General features: G+C 27.0%; 25 protein-coding genes. 10 read left to right on the top strand and 15 right to left on the bottom strand.

Annotated features, from left to right (window positions below; genetic code table 11):
- Positions 1 to 47: 47 nt before the first annotated feature.
- The 5 genes from Q0K52_RS00705 to hisA form a co-directional block, all read right to left on the bottom strand.
- Positions 48 to 1829: a beta-galactosidase family protein gene (locus tag Q0K52_RS00705; protein ID WP_297295442.1), complete on the bottom strand. Its 1782-nt coding sequence runs from the start codon at positions 1827 to 1829 to the stop codon at positions 48 to 50.
- A gap of 52 nt (positions 1830 to 1881) precedes the next feature.
- Positions 1882 to 2673 (bottom strand): type I methionyl aminopeptidase, encoded by a 792-nt coding sequence (map, locus tag Q0K52_RS00700; protein WP_297295440.1) that lies wholly within the window; start codon positions 2671 to 2673, stop codon positions 1882 to 1884.
- Positions 2674 to 2693: 20 nt separating this feature from the next.
- Positions 2694 to 3338: a polymer-forming cytoskeletal protein gene (locus Q0K52_RS00695; RefSeq protein ID WP_297295438.1), complete on the bottom strand. Its 645-nt coding sequence runs from the start codon at positions 3336 to 3338 to the stop codon at positions 2694 to 2696.
- Positions 3339 to 3435: 97 nt separating this feature from the next.
- The gene (locus Q0K52_RS00690) at positions 3436 to 4383 is read right to left on the bottom strand and encodes an FkbM family methyltransferase (protein WP_297295436.1); all 948 of its coding nucleotides are present in this window, start codon (positions 4381 to 4383) and stop codon (positions 3436 to 3438) included.
- Between the two features lie 15 nt (positions 4384 to 4398).
- On the bottom strand, positions 4399 to 5112 hold the full coding sequence (hisA, locus tag Q0K52_RS00685; protein WP_297295434.1) for a 1-(5-phosphoribosyl)-5-[(5-phosphoribosylamino)methylideneamino]imidazole-4-carboxamide isomerase: 714 nt from the start codon (positions 5110 to 5112) through the stop codon (positions 4399 to 4401).
- Positions 5113 to 5264: 152 nt separating this feature from the next.
- Between hisA and Q0K52_RS00680 the strand changes: the two genes are divergently transcribed.
- Together Q0K52_RS00680 and Q0K52_RS00675 are read left to right on the top strand one after the other, a co-directional pair.
- Entirely contained in the window at positions 5265 to 6284 is a 1020-nt protein-coding gene (locus Q0K52_RS00680) for an ATP/GTP-binding protein (RefSeq protein WP_297295432.1), read from the top strand.
- 969 nt (positions 6285 to 7253) lie between these two features.
- Positions 7254 to 7895 (top strand): SGNH/GDSL hydrolase family protein, encoded by a 642-nt coding sequence (locus tag Q0K52_RS00675; RefSeq protein ID WP_297295430.1) that lies wholly within the window; start codon positions 7254 to 7256, stop codon positions 7893 to 7895.
- A gap of 85 nt (positions 7896 to 7980) precedes the next feature.
- On the opposite strand, the gene leuS is transcribed toward Q0K52_RS00675, so the two are convergent.
- Positions 7981 to 10542: a leucine--tRNA ligase gene (leuS, locus tag Q0K52_RS00670; protein ID WP_297295428.1), complete on the bottom strand. Its 2562-nt coding sequence runs from the start codon at positions 10540 to 10542 to the stop codon at positions 7981 to 7983.
- 696 nt (positions 10543 to 11238) lie between these two features.
- Between leuS and Q0K52_RS00665 the strand changes: the two genes are divergently transcribed.
- Complete coding sequence (locus Q0K52_RS00665; protein WP_297295426.1) at positions 11239 to 12489, top strand: NAD(P)-dependent alcohol dehydrogenase; 1251 nt, start codon at positions 11239 to 11241, stop codon at positions 12487 to 12489.
- 87 nt (positions 12490 to 12576) lie between these two features.
- Here Q0K52_RS00665 and Q0K52_RS00660 read toward each other — a convergent pair whose 3' ends face one another.
- The 3 genes from Q0K52_RS00660 to Q0K52_RS00650 all read right to left on the bottom strand — a co-directional run bounded on the left by Q0K52_RS00660 (position 12577) and on the right by Q0K52_RS00650 (position 15081).
- Entirely contained in the window at positions 12577 to 13182 is a 606-nt protein-coding gene (locus Q0K52_RS00660; RefSeq protein ID WP_297295424.1) for a ferritin family protein, read from the bottom strand.
- Positions 13183 to 13377: 195 nt separating this feature from the next.
- Positions 13378 to 14013, bottom strand: a complete 636-nt coding sequence (locus Q0K52_RS00655; protein WP_297295422.1) for a bifunctional 2-polyprenyl-6-hydroxyphenol methylase/3-demethylubiquinol 3-O-methyltransferase UbiG — start codon at positions 14011 to 14013, stop codon at positions 13378 to 13380.
- 42 nt (positions 14014 to 14055) lie between these two features.
- Positions 14056 to 15081, bottom strand: a complete 1026-nt coding sequence (locus Q0K52_RS00650; RefSeq protein WP_297295420.1) for an aldose epimerase family protein — start codon at positions 15079 to 15081, stop codon at positions 14056 to 14058.
- 162 nt (positions 15082 to 15243) lie between these two features.
- Between Q0K52_RS00650 and Q0K52_RS00645 the strand changes: the two genes are divergently transcribed.
- From Q0K52_RS00645 to Q0K52_RS00615, 7 genes are all read left to right on the top strand, one after another.
- Positions 15244 to 15564: a helix-turn-helix transcriptional regulator gene (locus tag Q0K52_RS00645; RefSeq protein ID WP_297295418.1), complete on the top strand. Its 321-nt coding sequence runs from the start codon at positions 15244 to 15246 to the stop codon at positions 15562 to 15564.
- A gap of 14 nt (positions 15565 to 15578) precedes the next feature.
- Positions 15579 to 16589, top strand: a complete 1011-nt coding sequence (locus Q0K52_RS00640; protein WP_297295501.1) for a permease — start codon at positions 15579 to 15581, stop codon at positions 16587 to 16589.
- 39 nt (positions 16590 to 16628) lie between these two features.
- Complete coding sequence (locus Q0K52_RS00635) at positions 16629 to 16949, top strand: MTH895/ArsE family thioredoxin-like protein (RefSeq protein ID WP_340638815.1); 321 nt, start codon at positions 16629 to 16631, stop codon at positions 16947 to 16949.
- Positions 16950 to 17147: 198 nt separating this feature from the next.
- Positions 17148 to 17459 (top strand): thioredoxin-like selenoprotein Sec.1, encoded by a 312-nt coding sequence (sec1, locus tag Q0K52_RS00630; protein ID WP_297295416.1) that lies wholly within the window; start codon positions 17148 to 17150, stop codon positions 17457 to 17459.
- Positions 17460 to 17667: 208 nt separating this feature from the next.
- Positions 17668 to 18267, top strand: a complete 600-nt coding sequence (locus tag Q0K52_RS00625) for a tetratricopeptide repeat protein (protein ID WP_297295414.1) — start codon at positions 17668 to 17670, stop codon at positions 18265 to 18267.
- Between the two features lie 84 nt (positions 18268 to 18351).
- Positions 18352 to 18906 carry a DJ-1 family glyoxalase III gene (locus Q0K52_RS00620; protein ID WP_297295412.1) on the top strand — a complete coding sequence of 185 codons (555 nt, stop codon included), beginning with the start codon at positions 18352 to 18354 and terminating at the stop codon, positions 18904 to 18906.
- 79 nt (positions 18907 to 18985) lie between these two features.
- A complete protein-coding gene (locus tag Q0K52_RS00615) occupies positions 18986 to 19972 on the top strand; it encodes a sugar phosphate nucleotidyltransferase (protein ID WP_297295410.1) in 987 nt (328 codons plus the stop codon).
- A gap of 53 nt (positions 19973 to 20025) precedes the next feature.
- Here Q0K52_RS00615 and Q0K52_RS00610 read toward each other — a convergent pair whose 3' ends face one another.
- From Q0K52_RS00610 to Q0K52_RS00585, 6 genes are all read right to left on the bottom strand, one after another.
- Positions 20026 to 20457 (bottom strand): hypothetical protein, encoded by a 432-nt coding sequence (locus tag Q0K52_RS00610; protein ID WP_297295408.1) that lies wholly within the window; start codon positions 20455 to 20457, stop codon positions 20026 to 20028.
- A 2-nt stretch (positions 20458 to 20459) separates the two neighbouring features.
- A complete protein-coding gene (locus Q0K52_RS00605) occupies positions 20460 to 21899 on the bottom strand; it encodes a spiro-SPASM protein (RefSeq protein ID WP_297295406.1) in 1440 nt (479 codons plus the stop codon).
- Between the two features lie 22 nt (positions 21900 to 21921).
- Positions 21922 to 22605 (bottom strand): hypothetical protein, encoded by a 684-nt coding sequence (locus tag Q0K52_RS00600; RefSeq protein WP_297295404.1) that lies wholly within the window; start codon positions 22603 to 22605, stop codon positions 21922 to 21924.
- An 11-nt stretch (positions 22606 to 22616) separates the two neighbouring features.
- Positions 22617 to 23693: a peptide chain release factor 1 gene (gene prfA, locus Q0K52_RS00595; RefSeq protein WP_297295402.1), complete on the bottom strand. Its 1077-nt coding sequence runs from the start codon at positions 23691 to 23693 to the stop codon at positions 22617 to 22619.
- 74 nt (positions 23694 to 23767) lie between these two features.
- Positions 23768 to 25387 carry a hypothetical protein gene (locus Q0K52_RS00590; protein ID WP_297295399.1) on the bottom strand — a complete coding sequence of 540 codons (1620 nt, stop codon included), beginning with the start codon at positions 25385 to 25387 and terminating at the stop codon, positions 23768 to 23770.
- 165 nt (positions 25388 to 25552) lie between these two features.
- A complete protein-coding gene (locus tag Q0K52_RS00585) occupies positions 25553 to 26767 on the bottom strand; it encodes an FprA family A-type flavoprotein (RefSeq protein WP_297295397.1) in 1215 nt (404 codons plus the stop codon).
- Positions 26768 to 26804 lie beyond the last annotated feature (37 nt).

Below are 26804 nucleotides of genomic sequence, written 5' to 3'. Positions count from 1 at the left end.
ATAAATATATCGGTATAATAATATTTTACATTATAGTTTTTTATGCCTTATACCTTTTTAACATCTTTATAAACAGGATTTTCTTTAAGTGCTAAACTCTCTTGTATAATATTTTCTGTTTCAAAAATAATAATTTCATTCAATCCGACTTTCAAAAGAGGTGCTGGTACATATAAATAACATGCAGGACCTTCACTCCAATATCTTCCCAAATTAAAGCCGTTTATAAATGCTGCCCCCTTTCCAAGTTTAGAACAATCAATAAAAGTATCAGCTGCCTCATTAACTTCAAATTCATAACGATAAAATGAAGGCGTATTCTCTTTCCACTCACAATTAAAATCTAGATCATTAATATTTTCTAAAGATAAAGCATACTGCTCCCAGCCTGTTTCAAAATGTATATCAACCATAACTCCTATGCGAATACCTTTAATCTGACTGCATTCCTGAAGTTTATAACCGTAATTAACACGTCCTACATTTTCAACCAATAACTCTAATATATTATCACCATTATTAAATTTCATTTCTATAATATCGCCGATTTCATCTTGATATTGTACGCCTTTATATTCTCCATTTAAATAGAAATGTACTCTGTCAGAAACTCCAACAGCTTTTACCTTCATATTATAGCCAAAACCTGTAACATGAGTTCTATACAACATATATCCATAACCATTTCCAGCCTTTTCCATAGTTATAGGATAATCACTCTTTTGACATTTTGATATTTTATCTGCCACTGAAAATAATGAGGTTTTATCTTTTAGTTTAGCCTCTCCAAAATTAGCTCTTTTATGATCTCTAGGCTCAAAAGTCTTTATTTCAGGAAATAATTCATTTATAAGTTTCTGAAGTTTATAAAATTTATCTGTAGGTTCTCCCCACTCTGTAAGAACAGCATCATAATCATAAGATGTAATTTGAGGAAAATCAGTATAACCTGTTACAGAAGTACCATTATAAAAACCGAAATTAGTTCCTCCTATAAACATATATAAATTTATACTGCCTTTTTTCAAAATCTCTTTTACTTCCATTATAAAATCATCAGCATCTCTCTTGATTATAGGCTCTTTCCATAAATTAAACCAGCCGTCCCAAAATTCCATACACATTAATGGATTTTTTATGCCTTTTCTTTCAAAGAATTTTTCTGCTGCCTCAAAACTTTCTTTAGCCTGAGAACCAAAATTAACAGTAGCTAATATCCCATCATCTACTAATGTTCCAGCTTCCAAAACAGCGTCCCAAGCTCCGTCTGAAGTAAATAAAGGCACTTCAGCACCATATTTTTGCATAATATTTTTTAATGCTCTAAGATAGCCTTTATCATTACCAAAAGAACCATATTCATTTTCAATCTGCATCATGATTACTGGGCCATTCCTAGTGATCTGTAAATCAGCAATATGTTTAAATAGCTCTTTATAATAAGCATCAACTTTACTTAAAAACAATTCTGTATTAGTACGTACTTTTATATTATCATATCTTAAAAGCCATGCAGGAAGTCCTCCGAATTCCCACTCAGCACATATATAAGGAGTAGGTCTTAATATAACCAATAAATCCATTTTCTGAGCAAGCTTAATAAAAGCTGCTATATCTTTATTTCCTGAAAAATCAAAAACTCCCTCATCTATCTCATGAATATTCCAAGGTATATATGTTTCAACAGTATTAAATCCTGCTGCCTTTAAATTGTAAAAACAATCTTCCCAATATTCTTTTACAAATCTAAAATAGTGAATAGCACCAGATAAAATTTTTATTGGTTTTCCATTTAAAATAAATTCTTCTTTAATTTCAAAAGCAGACATACTAATATCCTAATGTTGTTATAGATAAATTTTATATAAAATAAATATATTATTAACCAAGATACTTTTTTACAAATTCATCATCTTCTAAAGCGGTTAATATTTCAACGCCGTCTTCTTTAACTGCTACAGTATGTTCATAATGAGCAGATAATGAACCATCTCTTGTAATAATAGTCCAATCATCATCTTCTATCAAAATAGCATGATGTCCCATATTAACCATAGGCTCTATTGCTATAACCATATTAGTTTTAAGTATAGGACCTGCTCCCTCTTTTCCTCTATTTGGTACCGCAGGTTCTTCATGCAAATTTGCTCCTACTCCATGACCTTGAAACTCTCTTACAAGAGAATAACCAGCATCTTCAGCAGTTTTTTGTATGGCATGAGAAACATCACCCAAATGTACACCGTCTTTTATCTTTTTTACGCCATTAAAAAATGACTCCATAGTAACTTCAATCAATCTTGCAGCATCTTCTGATACATTACCTACTTTATAAGTAAATGCTCTGTCTGAATGATATCCTTTAAAATATACGCCTATATCAAGTCCTATAATGTCTCCGTCTTTTAAAATCTTCTTTTTACTAGGTATGCCATGTATTACTTCATTATTAATAGAAGCACAAACAGAACCTGGAAAAGGAGGATTTCCATAACCTTTAAATGAAGGTTTGGCATTATGCTTTCTTATATAATCGTATACGAATTTATCTATCTCTTTTGTAGAAATACCAGGCTGTATTATCTTTTCAACTTCTTTAAATACATTAGCAAGTATATGACCGCTTTCACGCATTAAATTAATTTCAGCTTGAGTTTTTATTTTTATAGCCATCTATTATACACCTTTACAAATTAAAAAATACTATTATTAGTATTATTTTGATTATCTGCTGTTACGAAACTGTTTGTATTATTTTCTGATAAATTAACATTATTAGTGTCATTAATATTGCTATTATAATCAACATTATTATTGTTGTCATTATTAACATTGTTATTATAATCAACATTATTATTATCACTATTATTATTTATAGTATCATTAGAAGTACTGCCATTATCTGCAGCAACTGTATTATTATTGTTATTATCTTCAATAACTATATCTTCTGCTTTCACACCGGTAAATGATTCTTCAACAACTTTTGTAATATCTTTTTTCTGTCCGCCGGTGATAGTCATTTCTCCTTGTATAACAGCACCTTCTCCAACATCTATCTTAGGAGCCTCTATATTTCCTAAAACTCTTCCTGTTTCTATCAATATAACTTCTCTTTTAGCATCAATATTACCAATTAAAGTACCTGCTATTGTAATACTTTCTGTCATTATAGTACTGGTCTTTACTTTACCATTAGGACCTATTACCAAATGTCCGTCAATTTTTAATTCTCCTTCAAATTTTCCATCTATTTGAAAAGAGCCTTTTACAATAAAAGTACCTTTAAAAGATGAACCGTCTCCTATAACGCTATTTATCATATCTCTTTTTGCCATAAATCTAAACTCCTAAATATATAGTCTGATTTTATAAGTATAGTAATAAAAAGTCAACATTTATACAACTGTAGTATTATAACATATTTTTAGTCTTTTATCTATTTTTAGGTTTACAAAAAAGAATAGTTTCTCCGCCCCAAGGTGAAAAAGTTCTTATATAATACTCATAATTTTCTGTTATCTCTTTAATAAATATCGGAACTTTATAAAAGTCTTCCATAAAAAGTTCGCCTCCATGATATATTGCTATAGCAAGATAAGGCCTGAATTTCTTTATAGTATTTATACTTCCTTCCAATATATGCATCTCAGCACCTTCAACATCCATTTTTAAATAATCTATTCTTTCTATATTATTTTCTTCTACAAATGTATCTACAGTAATAGCATTCATTTGTACTGTTGGAGTATTAGGAGTCATAGATACAAAATCAATAACTTCATTTTTATTTGAAAAAAGAACATTTTCTAAAATAACATTATTCAGCTTATATTTCTCTTTTATCATTTTTAATGTATCATAAGCCTTTTTATCCGGCTCAAAAGCATAAATTTTCGCCTTATCTGAACATTTTTTTGAAAAGAAATAGGCTGTATCGCCTTTCCAAGCACCAACATCAAATACTACACTGTCATCGCTTACTTCAAATATGTCTTTGATATTATACTGTTCCAAACCAAATATATAAAAAAGTAAAAAATTCTCTATTTCTTTTGGATATTTAAACTTCTTTAATCCAAATAAAATTCTCTTTAAGCCCCAAGAAAATATATTAATAGAACCGTATTTCATACTTAATTTTATTTTCTTATCAAAATTAGTATAAGCATCTCTATTAAATGAAAGCATATATCTATATCTTATCAAACTTTTAAATAGTCTCTTAGAATATTCTTCTTCAAGCATATTATAAAAAAGAACAAAATTATCGCTTTCAATCATAGCTTTTATAAAATTATCCGTATTTTCAGTTGCTACTATCTCATCTTTACTAAATTTCTTTCTTACTATGCTCCTGCATTCTTCCAATAACTCTTTCATAATATTACCTATAAATTATTTTGCAATTTCTATTATATGTTTTAAATCAATTTTTTTCTCATATATTGCTTTTCCAACTATAGCCCCATTAATACCCATATCTTTTAATTTTTTTATCTCATCTTTATATGTAACTCCGCCAGAAGCTATTATATTGCATGAAATTTTTTCTCTTAATTCTTTATAAATATCCAAATTAGTGCCTGATAATTTTCCGTCTTTTGAAATATCTGTATATATTATTGTATCAATTCCCATATCATCAATTTGCTTACAAAACTCAACAGAATCCTCTTTTTTTATTTCCTTCCAGCCTTTTATAGCTATCATTCTATCCCTTGAATCTATTGAAACTGCAATATGATTTTGATACTTATTAATCATATCTTCCAAAAATTTAGTATTTTCAACTGCAATAGTACCTAATATAGTTCTTTTAACACCTATATCCAAATATTTTCTTATGGTGTCTTCATTTCTTATTCCGCCGCCAACTTCAACGAATAGATCGCATTTCTTTATTATTTTTTCTATAGTTTTAAAATTAACTGTTTCTCCGTCACTAGCACCGTCCAAATCCACAACATGTAAATATTTACTTCCGCTTTCTATGAAAAAATCTAATATTTCTAAAGGATCTGTAAAATATGTAGTTTTATTATTATAATCACCTTCAATAAGTCTTACAACTTCTCCGTTTTTTAAATCTATTGCTGGAAGTATTTCCATAAATATACCCCTATTATTATGTATTATGTAATCATATTATATCACAAATTGTGAAAATAAAAATCATTTTATATAAATTAGTTAATGTTTATGTTATTTTAAAAAACTCCGATATTGAATAATAAACTAATTTAAATTTAACGGGTTTTATTATGATAAAAAGTCTATCCATAGAAAATTTCAGATGTTTTGATAAGTTACAAATAGATAATATTAAAAAAATTAATTTTATAATCGGCGAAAATAATTGCGGAAAAACAACTCTGCTTGAAGCTATGACTCTAATTTCATCATCTTCACGTATTGGAGTAATTGAAAATATAAAAAGCATCAACAGATTTATAGAAAATAAAGTTGAGATAAAAAATCTATTTCATAACTTTGATTATGATAATAATATCAGCTTTAACTATAATCAAGAAGATGATACTAATTATGAAATAAATATTTCCCCTATTGTGAAAGACAATAAAAAACTTTCTAATGATAATGTTGAATTAAATTACAATATTATTGCCATTCATAATGAAGAAATTCAGGAAAACAATTTAACTATTCCAAATATTAATAATACAATATATATGATGAATAGAAAAGCTGAAAATATAGAAGATAAAAAAGAAATATATATACCAAGCAAAATAGAATACAGCACATTAACTTCATATTTAATAGAAATACTAAAAAATAAGAATGAAGCTCAATTACTAGAAATGATTTCTTACTTTAATAAAGATATAAAAGCAATAAGCGTACTTAATAATGATATTTATGTTAATGTTGAAGGAATAAATGAATTAGTATTATTAAATTTAATGGGTGATGGATTAAAGAAATACTTATCAGTGATTCTTCCTATATTTGTAAATAAATATTCTATCATATCTATTGATGAAATAGAAAACGGACTTCATAACAAAGCTATAAGACATTTATTAAGAAGCATATTAACTCTAAGCAGAAATAATGATATGCAAATGTTTTTCACAACTCATAATTATAATGTATTAAGAATTATATCTGATATAGTAACTAATGAAGACTATTTCAAAGATTTAAAAGACATTATAAACATTATTAATATATATAATACTGAAAATGAAGGCTTTAAAACTTATAATTATGATGTTGATAGTACAAGAGAATTTATAGAAAATAATTCTAATCAATAAGAAATTTTTATTTGCGGGGGTATTTATCAAACATTATTATATAATACTTCCGCAAATATATAAAAAACAAATCTTCTAAAAATCATAATACATCTATAAAAATATAAATTTATCATATACACTCCATATCCATAATAATACTATAAATTATATACCTAAACAACTATATTTTGTCAGAAATAATTTTTTCAAATTTCAAATATCTGCAGGGCTTTGCCCTTACGAAGTACACAGCGTGTAGCACCCCCACTTCTTTTGCGACGGAAGGAAGTGTCTGCGACCATAGGAAGTCCTTTAGGGTGGTATTGCCACAAAAAAGTAGGCACGGCCTGCCTTCGGCGAATGGCTATATTTTAGCTTAAATTGATAATTTATATACATGTAAAACAATTTTAGTATTATTTAGTACTAATTTTATACTTGCACTTTCGCGAAGCGTATCCGAGCCTGTCGAGGATATAAGGTTCTTTGACGAAGTCCGCAGAGCGTATGCGGCGGGAAAAAGTTGAATAAAAAAATTGACAAACTTAAAAATTTTAAATCTAATAAAAACTTGGGTGGGGGCTGTAATTTCTGATTAAGTTATAAAGACAATAAAAATTAGAATTTCAAAATAAAACAATAAAGAATAAAGGGCGGGTATGTAATTAAAGCTAAATATAAAATAATTTTTAATATATAAGTATATAAAAATATATTTATTAATAATTAAATATTGACAAATATATTTTTATTAGTATTATTGCTAGCGATAAACTCGATTAAATGTAGCTGACAACTAAAGTTATCAGCTGCTCGTTTATCGCTTTAAAAAATTAATAGTATAATTAATATATAAACTTATGTTAGTTATATTAACAATAATAAAAAATAAAAAGCGAGTCGTAGCCACCAAGTAGGTTATTGTAGACGACACCTACCCGTAGGTGGATTTCGTCGACGAGCATAACAATAATAGGAGATAAAATTATGATAAATATATTATGTTATGGCGACAGCAACACATTCGGTTCTATACCAATGGCAAATAAGAGATATTCTATAGATGAAAGATGGACAGGAATATTACAGAATATTTTAGGTAATGATTACAGAATTATTGAGGAAGGTTTAGGAGGAAGAACAACTGTATTTGATGATCCATTTGAACCTGGCAGAAATGGAATGGCATATATAGAAATATCATTAGAAACACATAAACCATTAGATTTAGTTATACTATCTTTAGGTACGAATGATGTAAAGGCACATTTTTCTGCTACTTCTAACTTAATTGCTAAAGGAATGAAAAGACTTATATTCAAAATAAGAAATAGTGATGATCCAATGGGATATAAAAAACCGGAAATTCTATTGCTTGCCCCTCCTCCAGTTGGAGAGAAAGTTGATATTGTTAATGATTTTTCAGGGTTTACTCAAAATTCTGTACAAATATCTAAAGAATTAGCTTCCAAATATAAATTGCTTGCAGAACAAGAAAAAGTTCATTTTTTTGATTTAGGAAGTATAGTAAAAGCCAGTGAAAAGGATCAAATACATCTTGATAAAGAATCACATAAAATAATAGCTGAAAATTTAGCTAGAGAAATAAAAAATATTTTTAATAAATAATAATATTTGATTTATAAAAAATTGTAATAAAAAAGAGTACGGACTTTTTAATCCATACTCTTTTTTTATTATTTTTAATTAAATTTTATTTTACAACTATGTTTACAAGCTTACCTTTAACATAAACTACTTTAACAATGTTTTTGCCGTCTGTGAATGCTTTAACTTTTTCGCTTGATAACGCCTGAGTTTTTGCATCATCTTCACTTATATTAACATCAGCTTCTACCCTATCTCTTATCTTACCATTAACTTGGAATACTAACTCAAAAGTATCATCTTTGCAATACTGCTCATCATGTTCAACCCAGCTTTCTTCAAGTATCATCTTACCAAAGTTCAATATCTGATAAAGTTCTTCTGTAATATGAGGAGCTATAGGATTAAGAAGTATTAAATATCCTCTTATAACTTCTTTGAACATAGCATAATCATCATTGTTAGCTAATTTTATAGTAGACATATCATTCAAAAGCTCCATTAAAGCAGCAATTGCAGTATTGAAATGGAATCTATCTTTAATGTCTATTGTAACTTTCTTAATAGTTTTATTGTATTTTCTAAATAATTTTTGTCCTTCTTTTGAAAGATTGTTATAGTCAAATGATTTGCCATTTTTGAATGCTTCTTCATCTTTGTATTTAAGGAATAAGTTCCAAATTCTATTTAAGAATCTCGCAGAACCTTTAACACCTTCATCAGACCATTCTTTATCTTTCTCAGGAGGAGCAACAAACATAACGAATATTCTAACAGCATCAGCACCGAAAAGCTCTATAATCTCAGCAGGATCAACACCATTAGCTTTTGATTTAGACATCTTTTCCATTTTTACTATTATATCTTCTTTTTTAATACCGTCTTTCTCATACTCTTTATTGTTCATTTGTTCCTGAGTATAGAATTTCTTTAACTCTCTTGATTCATAGCTATTTGCTAAAACCATACCTTGAGTTAAAAGTTTATTGAAAGGTTCATCTCCTTTAACAAGTCCTATATCTCTCATAAACTTGTACCAGAATCTCGAATATAAAAGGTGCATACAAGCATGTTCAATACCGCCTATATACTGATCAACTCCAAGCCAAGCATTTGCAATATCAGAATCGAAAGGCATTTGAGTGTTATGAGCATCAGTATATCTAGCATAATACCAAGAACTGCATGTAAATGTATCCATAGTATCAGTTTCTCTTCTAGCTTTGCCGCCGCATTTAGGACAAGTAGTATTAACGAATGATTCTGATTTTTTAAGAGGGTTATCTCCTACGGTAAATTCTATATCCATAGGAAGTGTTATAGGTAATTCGCTTTCAGGTACTGGAACAACACCGCATTTCTCACAATGTACAAATGGTAAAGGATTGCCCCAATATCTTTGTCTTGATATAAGCCAGTCTCTTAATTTATACTGTATCTGCTGCTTACCAAAACCTTTTTCTGTAGCATACTCTATAGCTCTTTTTATAGCATCTCTTGAAGAAAGTCCATTTAAAATATCTGAATTAACAACTGTGCCATCTTCAGTATAAGCCTCAGTCATATTTTCAGCTTTTAAAGAATTATCAGCATTTTGTATAACAACTTTTACAGGAATATTGTATTTTTTAGCAAATTCAAAGTCCCTTTGGTCATGAGCAGGAACAGCCATTACAGCACCGCTACCATACTCAGCTAAAACGAAATTAGCAGCATATAAAGGAGCTTTCTCTCCATTAAATGGATTAACTACATATCTTCCAGTAAATACACCTTCTTTCTCATAATCTGTTTTTTGGTCAATCTTAGCAGACTTTTTAATGAACTCCTCTACAGCACTTCTTTGTTCAGGAGTACACATATCCAAAAGACCTTCATAGTTCCAAGCTATAGCCATATAAGTAACACCATAAATAGTGTCTGGGCGAGTTGTAAATATAGGGAACTCTTTACCGTCATCTAAATTGAAATTGATATAAGCACCTACACTTTTACCAATCCAGTTTTTCTGCATAGCTATAACATTATCAGGCCAATAACCTTCTAATAATTTTAAATCTGCATCTAATTGTTCTGCATAATCAGTAACTTTTATATACCATTGTTCAAGTTTCTTTTTAGTAACTTCTCCGTCACATCTCCAGCAAGTACCTTCAGGAGTAACCTGTTCATTAGCAAGTACTGTATTACAATGATCGCACCAGTTAACATCTCCGCCTTTTCTATATAAAAGACCTTTCTCATACATTTTTAATATGAACCATTGGCCCCATTTATAATAATCAGGCAAACAAGTAGTAACTTCTCTATCCCAATCATAGGAATATCCAAGCAAGTTTAACTGCTCTTTCATATTAGCAATATTTTTCAAAGTCCATTCAGCAGGGTGAGTTTTATGTTCTATAGCAGCATTTTCTGCAGGCATACCGAAAGCGTCCCAGCCCATTGGGTGTAAAATATCATATCCTAACAGTTTATAGTATCTAGCTATAGAGTCAGCTATAGTATAATTAGAAACGTGGCCCATATGCATTTTTCCAGATGGATATGGAAACATTTCTAGTACGTAATATTTTTTGTCTGTAGGTTTAGATACTGTTTTGAAAGACTGATTATCTTTCCAAAATTTCTGCCATTTCTTTTCAATGGTAGTAAAATTATATTCCATGATTAACACTCCGTAGTTTGTTTGATAGATACTATTAATTTTTATTAAAATATTAAAATTTAGTTTACATATTTTTAATGTCAAAAATTATATTGCAAATTCATATATTTTTCAAGTGATAATTGTAAATAGTATTTTAAATTTTTGCCTAGTTTTTAGTATTAAATTTCTACTATATATTATATAATTTTTAATTACAGTTTTTTAATATTTGATCTATTTCTATATTGTTATTTTTATAAAAGAGAAAAAACTATTACAAACTAATATTATTACACACCCCACCCTTTATTCATTATAGCTTTATTTAGAAATTCTAATTTTTATTAACTTTATAACTAAATTAGAAATTAAAGCCCCCACCCAAGTTTTTATTAAATAAAAAATGCATTCAACGCACGGTTAACTAAATTTTCAATATAATTAAAATTAACATTCAAAATCAATTTATATTTATAATGCCGTTCTGCGTGCGGTGTGGAAATTCAAAATCTAAATAAATCTAGGGCGGGCGTTATGGTAACAGTGAAAACTAAAAAGAATAATATAACAATCATAACAAAGAAAACTATAAAACAAAATGGGCGGGCATTTAAAATAAAATTAAATTATGAAGAAATTTAAAAAATTGCTTGACTCTGGAGTTTACTTCAATGATATAATATAATTATAAAAAATTATGAAGGAAATTATAAAATGAAAAAAGCTATACTAATTATAATACTAGTTATATTATATGTGCTGTCCTGTAATAATTCATCAAATGCACAAACAAGCGTAAATAATCAAAACAATAATGCTGTTATTAATCAAAATAATTCTTCAAACGCAATCTATAACCAGGAATTAAAAAAAGCTCCTATTAACATACAAACCAATGCAAACGGCAGAGTAAAAACAAGAGGATTTGCTGCAGTTTCAGCTAATATGGATTTTAAATATTATGAGTTTACAAGGCATGCAGTAGGAAGCAATGATGTTTTGATAGAAATACTTTATGCAGGAATATGCCATAGCGACATACACATGGTTGAAGGAAAATCTAGCAATACTCCGCTTGTAGTGGGACATGAAATAGCAGGCAGAGTTGTACAGGTTGGAAATGCAGTAACAAAATTCAAAGTAGGAGATTTTGCAGGCGTAGGCTGTATGGTAAACTCATGCGGACAATGCGAAAGCTGTTTAGATAATTTAGAACAATACTGTTTGAATAGAGCCGTTTATACTTACGGATCAAGGGATAGATTCCATAATAATGAAATCACTCAAGGAGGGTACTCTGATAATATAGTAGTGTCTGAAGATTTTGCAATACTTATACCAGATAATGCAGAACTTGATAAAGTTGCTCCGCTTCTTTGTGCCGGAATTACAACTTATTCGCCTATACAAGTTATGAATGTACAAAAAGGCGATAAAATAGGTATTGCAGGATTTGGAGGACTTGGTTCTATGGCTGTAAAATATGCTGTTAAATTAGGTGCAGAAGTAACAGTATTTGATATAACAGAAGATAAAAGACAGGACGCTTTAAATATGGGAGCAGTAAAATATGTTAATGTTAATAATGCAGAAGATTTAAAAAATGTTAACAATACTCTTAATTATATAATAAGTACAATTCCAGCTTATTATGATGTTAATATGTATATGCGTATGCTTAAAAGAGGAGGTACTATGTGTTTATTAGGTCTTCCACGTACTTCAAAAATGCCTACTCTTATAGCTATGATAGGTCAGCATGGCAGTAAAAAATTATTCGGCTCATTGATAGGAGGCATAAAAGAAACTCAGGAAATGCTTAACTATTCTATAGAAAATAATATTTATCCTACTGTAGAAATAATAAAAGCAGATGCTCAGACTATATCTGATGCTTACAGAAAAGTTATAGACGGAAAAGTAAAATTCAGATATGTAATAGATATGCGTACTATAAATAAATAATTTGTTATAATTGTATATTAATAAAAATAAAGACTCACAAATAAATTGCGGGCCTTTATTTTTTACACTTAATTTTTATTTATTTAATTATTTATATTCATTAAATGCATTTTGACTTTTTCCGCATATAGAACATTTACTTGGTGCTTTACCAGCAACAACATAACCGCAATTCTCACATAAATAATATTTTTCTGTTAATGGTTTATCATTTTTTAAATTGTTCATAGCTTTATTAAGTAAAGAATAATTAGACTTTTCCATTTTTGCTATTTGGCTCATTACACTTGCCATTTCTTTTTGCTTTTCTCTATTAACAACTTTTAATAAAGCCGGATACATTTTACCATATTCATAAGAACTTATTGAAACTGCATTTTTCAAATTATCTAAATCAGAACTTTTTGAAGGTTCCTGAACTTTTGATTTCAAAATCTTATCAGTTATTTTTAATTGAAAAGCTGTATTATATAACATATTTGCATGTATAGATTTAGAATCAGAAATTACTTTAAATAAAGCAGATACACTAGGATTCTTTGAAAACATAGAATATTGAGCATAGCCAAAAGAAGAATTAATTTCATTACTATAAGCAAAAGACACAGCTTCCAAAGTATTTTGAACTGTTTGAGCATTTAAAAACGAAGCAAATATTGAAAAAAGTGCAATAATTAATATTTTTTTAACCATGTAATTTCCTCCATAATTATCTAGTTATAAATTATAACTAAAAAAAACGAAGAAAAGTAAAATTATTATACAATAACATGATAAAAACACATAATATAGTAGTATTAAATTACAAAATTTACGATTTATTGTAATTTAACACTACAAAAACTCATAATTGTAAAATATTTTTATTTATCAAAAATAATTAATAAATCATAATATATCTATAAATACAGAAAAATCATTACTCAAATATTCATCAGATATACGAATGCTGCATTTTATATTTAACTGATTTATTATATCATTCACAATTTTCAATACCTCGTCTTTTTGATAATAATAATATTTATCGCCATATTTTTCTTTGCAAGAAATATCAAGCAAATTAAAACATACACCTTTTCTTGCTGCAATTAAAAAATCTTTAATAGCGTTTTTTAAAAATTCATCATTGTTTCCAAGATTAAGATTAAATATTCCGGAAGAATATATATAATCAAAATCATCTTCTATATCAGAATTTTTAAAGAAATCTAAAGTCATAAACTGAGGATTAATATTTTTAAAAGCTTTTTGCTTTGCCCTTTCAATCATTTCCGGCATTATATCTATTCCAATATAATACACATCTATATTTCTTTTATCTATATATTCAGCTAAGTGACCAAGACCAGATCCCACATCAAGTAAAACAGATTTTCTTATATCAAAATGTTCTAATAAGGTTTTAAACCTCATCTCCTGAGCCTCTTGAGATTCCCAGTCTAAAACCTTATATTCTGGTATATTAAAATCTTTAACTCTTTCTATATAATGCTCTATTATTATTGATTTTTTATCGTTCATAAACACCATTTCCGAAAATATTTTTTCTTTTTATCTTTATCATTATTTTAATGACAATTTATATATTGTTTTTTCATTATAATCTTTATCAGCATCAAATATTATACTTGGAAAATGAGGAAAATTCATAGCACCAGGTAAAAATTCTGTTTCAAAACAAAAAGCATTATGCTTATTCAAAACTGTATTTCTAACCTTTCTATCATTTAACATATTTCCTGAATAAAAATGCATAGCAGGTTTTGTAGTATATAGTTCTAAAGTTATACCTGTTTTATCACTATGACAAGAAGCTCTTAATTTATTTAAATTATCTTCCTCACAAATATTTGACAATATATTTTTTTCATTGAAAATAAAGCAATTATCATATCCATTTGCTTTTTCAATATCAGAACCTATTTTTTTTGTTTTAGTAAAATCAAAAGGAGTATTCTCTGTTTTCAAAATTTCTCCAGTAGAAACACATTCTTCTGTTACAGGCAAATAGAATGAAGAATCTATAAATAAATCATGATCATATATGACACCTTCCCCATCAAGATTCCAATAAGCATGATTTGTTAGGTTTATAGGTGTAGGAGCATTAACAGCTACAAAATATTCCATTACTATTTCATTATCATCTGTTAAAGTATATGTTATATCTATATCAGCATTTCCAGGATATCCCTCATCTCCGTCATTTGAGCTATAAGAAAATAATACAGAATGATCATCTAAAACTTTAGAATCAAATTTTTTAAAAGATATTCCTTCAACTCCTCCATGCAAATGATGTTTTCCTCCGTCATTTTTAGGCAATTTATAAGTTTTTCCATCTAATGTAAACTCAGCATTTATTGTTCTGTTTGCAACTCTTCCAACAGAAGCACCTATATAATCATGAGGCTCTAAATAAAATGAATAATCATCACTTCCAAATGATACTTGAATTTCTTTTCCGTTTTTATCTTTAAAAAATACTCCAGCTATTGATGCCCCAATATCTGTAAGCTTTAATACCATATCATTTTTATTTCTTAATTCATATAAAAGATAACCATGTCCAAAATTTTTAACTTGCATTTTTAATAAAATCCCCCGTTTAATTAATTGCATCAATTATATCATTATACGGCTTTATTTCAATAAAATAATAAAAATCATAAAAAACACATTGACAATTATCGATATATCTATTATACTAAACATCGATATATTTCGATTTATAAAAAATTAGGAGCTTAAATGCAGGATTACAAAAATGATGCAATTGTTTTTAAAGCATTATGCGATGAAAATAGATTAAAAATACTTGAAATGATTAAAGATGGGGAGATATGTGCATGCAAACTTTTAGAAGAATTGCAAATAGTACAATCTACATTATCTCATCATATGAAAATACTTTGTGATTCCAATATAGTAATAGGAAGAAAAGAAGGTAAATGGACATACTATAGTTTTAATCCTGACGGAATAAAGAATGCTGAAAAATTATTAAATTACTATACAACTATAGTATCAGATAAAAATGCTGAAAGCAGAAGAAAATGCCAAGAAGAATAATTATTTAAGGATAAATAAAAATGATAAAATCAATATTTATTTTTATACAAGATCAAATTATATCAATGAAATGGCTTAATACATTAATAGGAAATATATTAAGTAATTTTTCATTATCAGACACTATGAAAGGAGTAATACAATTTTTTATTTATGATGTTATAAAAATATTTGTACTTCTATCAGTACTTATATTCTGTATATCATATATTCAAAGTTACTTTCCTCCAGAGAGAACTAAAAAAATATTAAGCAGATTTAATGGAATATCAGCAAATATATTAGCGGCACTTTTCGGAACTGTTACGCCTTTTTGTTCATGTTCTTCAATACCTCTTTTTATAGGTTTTACATCGGCTGGAATACCAATATCAATGACTTTCTCTTTTTTAATATCTTCACCTCTTGTTGATTTGGCTTCTTTAATACTTTTATCAAGCGTGTTTGGAATGAAAATAGCTATAGCCTATGTTGTTGTAGGTTTAATACTGGCTGTTGTAGGCGGTACTGTAATAGGCAAATTAAAAATGGAAAAATATTTGGAAGACTTTGTTAAAAATATTCAATCTAATGCTGATATAGAAATAGCTAAAATGACAAAAAAAGAAAGATTGATATATTCAAAAAATCAAGTGCTTCAAACTATTAAAAAGGTTTATCTTTATATATTTATAGGCGTAGGAATAGGAGCATTTATACATAATGTTATACCGGCCGAATGGATAGACACTATACTAGGTAAAAATAATTGGTACTCTGTGCCTTTAGCTTCTTTAGTTGGTATTCCAATGTATGCCGATATATTCGGAACACTTCCTATAGCTGAAAGTTTATTTTATAAAGGAGCAGGAATAGGTACTATTTTAGCATTTATGATGTCAGTTACTGCATTATCGCTTCCATCTATGATTATGCTTAAAAAAGTTGTAAAATTACCGCTTCTTATTTTCTTTGTATGTATAGTAACTTTAGGAATAATAATTATTGGTTATTTATTTAATAATTTTTATTTTCTATTTGTATGATATAATATTAATAATATATAAAATTTTAAGGAGAAAATTATGTTTTTCAAAAAGAAACAATCAAGCTGCGGCTGAGCACCTAAAGCAGCACCTTCAGTTGAAGGAAATTCAAACAATGCTAGAATAAAAATATTAGGAACAGGCTGTGCTAACTGCAAAAAATTAGAAGAAAATACTTTGGAAGCTGTAAAAGAAATGGGACTTGATCTAACAGTAGGACATGTTCAGGATATGGCTCAAATAGCTTCTTATGGAGTTATGTCTACACCTGGTTTCGTATTAGATGAGAAAGTATTATCTTATGGAAAAGTTCTTACTAAAGAAGAAATCATTAATCTATTAAAAGAAAATATAAAATAATAATTCACTTCATAATAAATTTTTCTATTGGGGTTATCCTCTTTATAAATACAGTTCTTTTATATATTATAAGAGAGCTGTATTTTTATATATCATATATATACTAATAAATCTCATATTAATTTCAATATAAATTTGCTTTTTTTTCGATATACCTATATTATGTATGAACAAGTAAATTAAGGAAGTATTAATATTATGAGCAAAGATATTATCGAATTTGGCTGAGGCTGTTCTCCTGATCCTTACGGTGATGAGGAAAGAGAAACAGAACAAATAATTCTTTTAGGAGGAGATGATGATAATTCTCTAAATATGCTTGATAATTTAAGAAAAGCAATATTGGAATTAGATTCAGATTCATCTATAAAATACACTGACAACAAGGCACTTATGTCATATTATGGTGTAATGACTTTACCTGCATTTATAGTAAACGATAAACTGATATCATACGGAAAAGTTCTTAATACAGAAACAATAGTAAATATTTTAAAAGAAAATTTATAAAAGTGAAAATTGGTATAAAGCACTGCTTATTCTATAGTTATAATTATATAAGTGATTTTATTATATATATTCCTTTTATCTACTATATTATAGAAGAAAATTGAACAAATTTTATTCATAATAATGTACATATATACAAATAAAAAATAATTTTGATAAAAAATATTTTTAATATATAATATCCTAATATATAAAATTAGGATATTATATGATTAGTGAAGAAAATAAATATTTTTACAGTGCTTTAAACAATATACAAAACTTAAAATATGAAGAAGCTATTAACGATTTACTTAAAGTAATAGAAATAGACAATGATAATTTAGATGCATATCATAATTTAGCAAGAGTATATTATGAAATGCAAAATTTTGACAAAGCAATAGAAACTTATAATAAATCAATTGAAATATATCCGCATGACAGCGATGCATATTACTATAGAGCAGAAGTTTATATTCAGCAGAAAAATTATGATAAAGCTATTGAAGATTTAGAAAAATCTATTTCAAAAAATGAAGCTTATTCTGATGCTTACTATTTAATGTCAGTAGCATATAGAAAAAATAAAAAATACAAAAAAGCAATAAAATACTTAAAGAAAACATTAGAGTTCAATTCAGAAGACTATATAGCTTATTATGATTTATACAAATTATATACCTTCCTTTACAATCATAGCAAAGAAGAAAATGAAGAAATAAAAAATAAATATTTACTAAAAGCCAATAAATGTTTAAAAAAATCTGCTGATTTAGGTTACGAAAAAGCTATAGAAGAATTAAATAATAATACAAATAATCAATAATAAATATATAACATATAAACATTAACTTGCAATATGTGTAAATATGAAATATTATATATATATTAAATAAAAGGAGACAAATATATGTCAAAAAAAGTTTTAGTACCATTAGCTGAAGGTGTTGAAGAAATTGAGGCTGTAACAATTATCGATGTTTTAAGAAGAGCAAATATTGAAGTTGTTACTGCTTCTTTAACTGACAATTTGGAAGTAAAAGGTGCACATAATATCACAATAAAAGCAGATGCTACTTTAGAAAAAATTATGAACTATGATTTTGATGCAATAGCACTACCAGGCGGATATGGCGGAATGAATAATTTGAAATCAGATATCAGAATAATAGATAAAATAAGAACTATGTTTGAAGATAAAAAATTAGTATCAGCAATTTGTGCCTCTCCTATAGTATTAGGTGAAGCTGGAGTTATAACAGGAAAATATACTTGTTATCCTAGCTGTGAAAGTTCTGTTAAAGGCGGAGAATATGTAGAAAAAGATATAGTTGTTTGCAATGACAATGTAATCACTTCTAAAGGTCCTGCTACTACAGTATTTTTTGCTTTAGAGTTAGTAAAATATTTAAATTGTTCTAATGAAGAATTATCTAATTCATTATTAATACCTTTTATAAAATAAATTACAAATAATATTGATTTTACAAATCTTTTATATATATTATATAATATATATAAAAGATTTTTTTAAGGATAAAAAATTGAAAGTTATTATACCAGCTGCCGGAGAAGGCACAAGATTAAGACCACATACAATTACAAAACCTAAACCAATACTTCCTATAGCAGGTTCTACAATTATAGATTTCATAATGACAGAAATTTCTTCTATACAAGATTTAGAAGAAGTTATATTTATTGTTGGTTATTTAAAAGACCAAATGATTGAATATTTACAAAATAAATATAAAGATATCAAATTAACATTTGTAGAACAAAAAGAGTTTAAGGGATTAGCTCATGCCATTTATCTTACAAAAGAATATATAAAAGATGATGATAAAATATTTATTATTCTTGGAGATACTATATTTAAATTGAATTTATCTCATATAGTAAGTAAGAATGAAAATGCTCTTGGTGTATGCGAAGTAGATAATCCAAGCAGATTTGGAGTTGCCATTTTAAATGAAAATGGTGTCATAACAAAATTAGTAGAAAAACCACAAGAACCTATAAGTAATTTAGCTCTTACTGGTATGTATAATATTGTCAATTCAAAAGAATTATTTGATTCTATAAAATACATTATTGACAATGATATAAAAACCAAAAATGAATATCAGCTTACAGATGCATTGGAACATATGATAGAAAACGGAATAGTATTTAAAACATTCAAATTAGATGGCTGGTACGACTGCGGTGAAAAATCTACTATGATAGAAACTAACAGAACTATAATAAAACATGAAATATTGAGCAAAGGAATAAAAGACACAGCTATAATACCTCCTGTATTTATAGATAAAGATGTAAAAATAGAAAGTTCTGTTATCGGACCTTATGTACATATTGGAAGAAATTCAAAAATAGAAAATTCTATATTAAAAAACTGCATAATATTTGAAGAAACAAGCATAACAAATGCATTTATGGATAACTCTATAATATCAGAAAAAGCCAGCTATAAAGGAAAAACGCATTCTATGGATATAGGTGCTTCTATAACAATAGAACAAAATTAAAAATTATTATAAAAAGTGAGATTATATATCTTTATATAATTTCACTTTTTTATTTATAATGTAGCATTCATAAATGCCATCACTATAAACTGCAAAAGACTTACTGCTAAAAATATAGCTGTATCCATTATTAAAAGTGAATACGGATAATTTGTAAGTATAACAGAAAATCTCACCTTATCAGCTATCACTAAAAAAGCATAAAATAAGAAACTTATTATCAATTTTATATGACTTCCCAAAGGTATAAAATACGAAAATGTCATAAAATATAATGCTACTAATAAACTTTGAATAAAAGAGAATAATTCAAAATAATAAATCATTTTAAGTCTATTATTCCAATTACGCACACCCGGAAGAATTTCTCTTGTATAATTAAATTTCTTTATAAATTGAAATTCTAATATAAATCTTGTAGCTAAAAATTTAACAATATAACAAGCTACAACAAATTCCAAATATTTTACTACTACATTTTCCATAATTAAAAATTATATAAATACCATTCATCACAATTCTTACAAAAATCTATATTCTTAGATACATTATCATTATAATATTTATCTAATATACTCCATATATTTTCTAAACTAGAATTATATATTGAATCTATCTTCTTTTCTTTATTTATATCAAATCTGCAAATATACACATCGCCGTAAGAATCTATAAATAAATCTCTAGCTAAATGCCAGCAGCCTACATTTATAAGAGGGGCCATATCCCCTACTCTATTATCATCTACAATTCCTCTATAAGTATAATATTTCTGCATTATAATTTCTATTTTGTATTTATCAAAATATTTATAGTATGAAGCTAAATAATCAAAATTATCCTTCTGTTTTACTATCTGTAAATAAGTATTTTTAGGTTCTCTCAACAAATAATAATCTATATTAGAAATTATATTTTTTATATCAGAACCCTCATATATTTTATTATAAACATTTTCATCTACAGTATCTAAATGAATAATCACATGCAAATTATTTCTTTCAGCCTGTAAACCAATTAGTCTTTTAGCTTTCTCGCTGTCAAGAAGCGATGCATTTGTTTCTAAATATATATTAACACTTTTGTTTGATGTAGCATAATCTAATATTTCAAAAATATCTTTATTAAATAATGGTTCATAATGACTTCCTATAGACATATGAAAATCATTACAAAAATCATATAATTTATCATAAATAGTTTTAAACTCTTCCAAAGTAATATTTTTTTCTTCTTTAGAAAGTTCTGCTTTAAATGCCTCGCTTTTTAATAAATATTTATTTACTGAATTTTGTCTATTAGTGATATCTATTTCTATATATGAAGGCAATGTTCTTCTTATGCTAGGATCTTTTTCTATCAAATTAACAATTTCATCATAACTTTTATTATTTATAAGTTTTTTAATAAGAATATTGTTTCTTTTACTGTCTGCAAAAAATGAAAGTCTGTAATATCTCATATCATGATTAGATATAAGTATTTCTATTTCAAAGAAGTTAGGATCAACAAAAACAATATTATTTATAGCATTTTCAGAAGGTTTTATATTTTTTGTTTTTATAATATTAAATAATTTCTCAAAAGCAGTTCTTCTTATTATTATAGGTACAATTCCAAGAGGATAATTTTCACCATAACTAAAATAGGCAATATTTTCTTCATGAATTTTTGTAAGTTTTACAGTTTCATCTATATTGAATAAAGGCATATTAGATGGTATGTAAATGATATTATCATAATTTTCACTTTCATTAAAAATATTATTCAAATAATTATCTATATTTTCAAGATCATTATTTTCTATATATTTAACATCACAAGTTAAAGCATCTTTTAAAAGATTAATTTTTTCATTAAAAATACCATCAAACTCTTTAGAAAATTCATTGCTAAAAGATTTATCAACCAATACTAAAAAACTCATTATACTACCTCTTTTTAATTAATTAAATAAAATCCATAATGCTATCAGGAGTCCTTATTATAAGATTACAAACTCCGCATACATATAAATTATTTTCTATATTATCATCATCAATATTATATACTGCTTCTAAATTATTTATATCATTATCTAATATTTTTAAAAAACTGCTTGCTCCGCAATAAGGACATCTATATATTAAACCTTCAAGTATATTTTCAACATTAATTCTCTCATATTTATTTTTTCCATACATTTTAATTCTGTTATTTATATATCTATGAGGAAAAATTTCTATATATTCATTTAAAGCAATTTTTTTGAAAGGATTAGATTTTATAGTTTTTATTTTATTTTCTCCAATAAGAGAATGAAACTGCTCCATAGAAATATTATGCAAATTAAGCAAATCAAGAAATTTATCATTTGTAAGTTTATAATTGTCTGCTGTTATATGCTCAGGATAATCGCTTACAACAAGTCTTGATTCATCTCTATTTTCTTTAAATACTCCAAATTCTCCGAAAAGATATTTATTATCTTCATGATATGCAAATAATCCCATAAGACAATCGGCACCGCTCTCATAAGAATAATCACAATATAAAACATTATCAAAACTTTTTATATATTCTATTGCAGGATCAGATTTATATATATTATGAATAATTTTTTCTTCGCCTAAAATATTATTTACATCTTTCATAAATAATCCTATTAGTCAGAGTAAGAAGCCAACATATCTTCCTGTTCTTTTTTAAATAGAGCATCAGTTATTTCAGTTATCTCTCCGTCCATAAATCTGTCAAGTTTATAAAGCGTAACATTTATTCTATGATCAGTGACTCTGTTCTGAGGGAAATTATAAGTTCTTATCCTTTCACTTCTATCACCTGAACCTATTTGATCCCTTCTTTCTTTAGCTTCTTTAGCCTTTCTTTCAGCTTCCTCTTTTTCATATATCCTAGCACGCAATACTTTTAAAGCCTTAGCCTTATTTTTATGCTGACTTTTTTCATCTTGACATTGAACCACTAAACCTGTAGGTAAATGTGTAATCCTTACAGCACTATCAGTAGTATTAACAGATTGACCTCCAGGACCGCTTGAACGGAATATATCAACTCTTATATCTTCATCTTTAATAATAACTTCACTTTCCATAGCTTCCGGCATAACTGCAACTGTAGAAGCAGATGTATGAATTCTTCCGCCTGATTCGGTAGCAGGTATTCTTTGAACCCTATGTGTTCCACTTTCAAATTTTAATGTTCTATACGCATTTTTTCCAGACACAGAAAATATTACTTCTTTATACCCGCCAAGCTCTGTAGGACTTATATCTATTATTTCCATTTTTAAATTGGCTCTTTCTATAAATCTTGAATACATTCTAAATAAATCGCCTACAAATAAAGCAGATTCATCTCCTCCAGTACCTACTCTAATCTCAACTATAATATTTTTTCCGTCATTTTTATCTTTTGGAAGTAATAGAAGTCTAAGATCATTTATTATATCTTCTTTTTTCTGATTAAGCTCATCTATTTCCATCAATGCCATTTCTTTAAGTTCTTTATCCGTATCGGCATTATTAATCATTTCATTTGATTCATCTATCTGTTTTAATACAACTTTTAACTTTCTGTATCCTTCAACAATATCTTCTATTTCAGATTTCTTTTTCATCAAATCTTGAATTACTCTATTATCTTTTATATTAGCATCATTAAGCTTTTTTACTATATCTTCATAAGTATTTTCTACAAGTGACAGTTTATCAATTATTGACATAAAATAAATTTCTCTCCAAAAATAATATGCAATTATATACAAATAATAATATTTATCAACTATTATAAAAATGACTATTTAGTTACACTATTAAAATTAGCTTTAAAATCTATATTAATATGAGTATAATTAGAAGTAATAGTAGAACCTACTATTATACTGTTAGGATAACTCCAAGTTCTAAGAGGTATATCAAAATCTCTCAATATATTCTGTGATTTTGAAAGCTGTATAGTAAATATATAATCAGCATCCATATCTTTAGAAATTTGACTTTTTATATAAGATGCTAAATTTTCCTGATCATAACTATTATCTATTACAGTCTCAATAGCCTTCTCATCTTCACTAGCAAAATATATAGTACCTATAAAAGTATAATAAAGTGAATGTCCATTATTCAAATCATAAGAATATATAAAATTATTATTATAACTTCTTTCGCCTTTATTGAGATCAGGATATTTTTCTAATAAAGCTATTTCCAATTTTGGAAGTAAAGAATTATCATTTTCTATATTAAATATAACAACAGGATAAATAATCTCTGATCTTTTTGCTTCTATATAAGCTATAGCCATTTCTCCATATAAATCATTTATAATACTTCCAAAAGAATAAATATCATTCATTTTTGTGAATAAATTATATATTTCAGAAGATAATTTATTATCATGTTTATATCTTAAATCATTATATACTATAGGATAAAGCCCGGCTAAATAAGATTTAACTCCCAAATACATAATAGTTCTTTCTTTAGATAAATAATTCTGTATATCTATATTACCGTCTAATCCATAAAGTGAATATCTGTCAGAACCGCCGTATTCATAATCAACATAAATATCAGCAAGTCCATTGTCATCATTCAATTTAATATTACCATACATTGAATAAACATTATTAAAATATTTTAAAGGAGTAAATAAAAGAGAACCTTCGCAATTATTATAATCATATAACTGTTTGTTTATATAAAAAGACACATCAGAATCATAGCTGTTTTTTACATTATTAAGCAATGCTATATCTTCCAAATTATCTGGTTTAGAGTTAAAGAAATCTATTAATTTTTTTATATTATTATAATGCTTTGTTGCTATCAAAACACCTTTATGAAAGCTAAAAAATAAATATGGACTTCCATTATCTAAAGTATATATTTTTTTTCCGCCATAATTTACTTTTTTTATATTATAAGATTTATTATCTATAGTTAAACTTTCAGAATTAAAAAATGATTTTAATAGAAAAGCATTTAATTTTCCAATATCAAAAAGATAAAAAAGCTCTGAATTTTCTAAACTTCCATTATATCCCCATAAAAGCAAAGCTGCATTTCTTTTTAATATAGGCTTTGAAGCAAATTTCACAAAAAAATTATCATTTGTTTGTAATTTATGAGAAAAAGCTTCAACACTTCTAAGCAATATAGAAAAATCATACATAGATTCATCATGAGATATTCTATATGCATATATGGAATCAGATAATTTTAAAACACTTTTTTCAAGACTTTTAACACTAACATAAGCAATACTGTCTTTTGGTATTTTCACATCAGACATATCTTTTTTATGCAAGCCATAAGGAAAATAACCAAATATAGCAAATATTACTATTATCACAGTTAATATAATAGATAATATCAAAAATAATTTAATCTGTCTTTGTCTTTTAATACTTACCATACAAAATTATTTCCTTAAATTTAATTATCTATTATTACATAATATTAACTTTTTCTTATTTATATTATTAGTATTTTCGTAAAAATTTAAAAATCATTTATACAAAAAAAGCCGATTCAAGCATAAAAACCTGAACCGGCCTTACTTATATGAATAATATATTTATTATTTCATAGATTCAACTATAGCATCAACTAAAGCATCCATTTCACCAACGTTAGCTTCTTTCATAGAAGAAGAAACAGAAATTTGAGTATCTAAAATTTCACATTGTTTCAAGTTATTTTCTATGAATTCCTGCATCAAAGCACCAGATTTAGGAGCCCAAGAACCATTTTCGATAAGAGCAAATTTACGTTTTTGAACATTAAGAGCTCTCATATCATCTAAATAGTTATGCATAGGTGGATAAATATTTAGGTTATAAGTAACAGAAGCTAATACAATGTGGCTTAGTTTGAAAGTATGAGCGATCAAATAAGAAACATCAGTGCTAGAAACATCGCACATAGTGATATTAGTTATTCCTTTTTCAGCTAATTTGCAAGCTAAAACACCAACCATATCTTCAGTGTTGCCGTACATAGAAGCATATACGATTAATACACCTTTTTCTTCAGGTTCATAAGTGCTCCATTTGTTGTATTTGTCAAGTATATAGCCTAAATTGTTTCTCCAAATAGGTCCATGTAAAGGACAGAACATTTTAATTTTATCAATAATTCCGCCAGCTTTTTTAAGTAAGTTTTGTACATGAGGGCCATATTTACCAACGATATTAGTATAATATCTTCTAGCCTCATCTAACCAATCTCTGTCGAAGTTAACTTCATCATTGAATAATCTACCATCTAAAGCTATGAAAGAACCGAAAGCGTCAGCAGAGAATAATACACCATTATAAGTATCAAAGCTAACCATAGCTTCAGGCCAGTGTACCATTTGAGCACCAACGAAAGCAATTTCATGTTTTCCGAATTTTCTTGTATCGCCTTCTTTTACAACATCTTTTTTATCTTCAGGAATAGCGAAACCAAATTGATCCATAAACATAAATGCTTTTTCTGTAGATATAACTTTAGTTTCTGGGTGACGTATTAAAACTTCTTCTATAGAAGCAGCATGATCTGGTTCCATATGGTTAATAATCATATAGTCAAGTTTTCTGCCATTTAAAACATATTCTAAGTTATCTAAGAATTGTCTGCAAACAGCCCAGTCTACTGTATCAAAAAGAACAGTTTCTTTTTCTTCTACAAGAACATAAGAGTTATAAGAAACACCTCTAGTTAAAGGGTGTACATTTTCAAATAAAGCTAAGCGATGTTCATTCGCTCCAACCCAATATAAATCTTCAGTAACTTTTCTAACACAATGCATTATTTTCCTCCTTAATTATTGCATAGATTTCATTTTT

This window comes from uncultured Brachyspira sp. (assembly GCF_944390845.1).
Classification (GTDB): Bacteria; Spirochaetota; Brachyspiria; order Brachyspirales; family Brachyspiraceae; genus Brachyspira; species Brachyspira pulli.
This window is presented reverse-complemented; position numbering and strand designations above follow the sequence as displayed.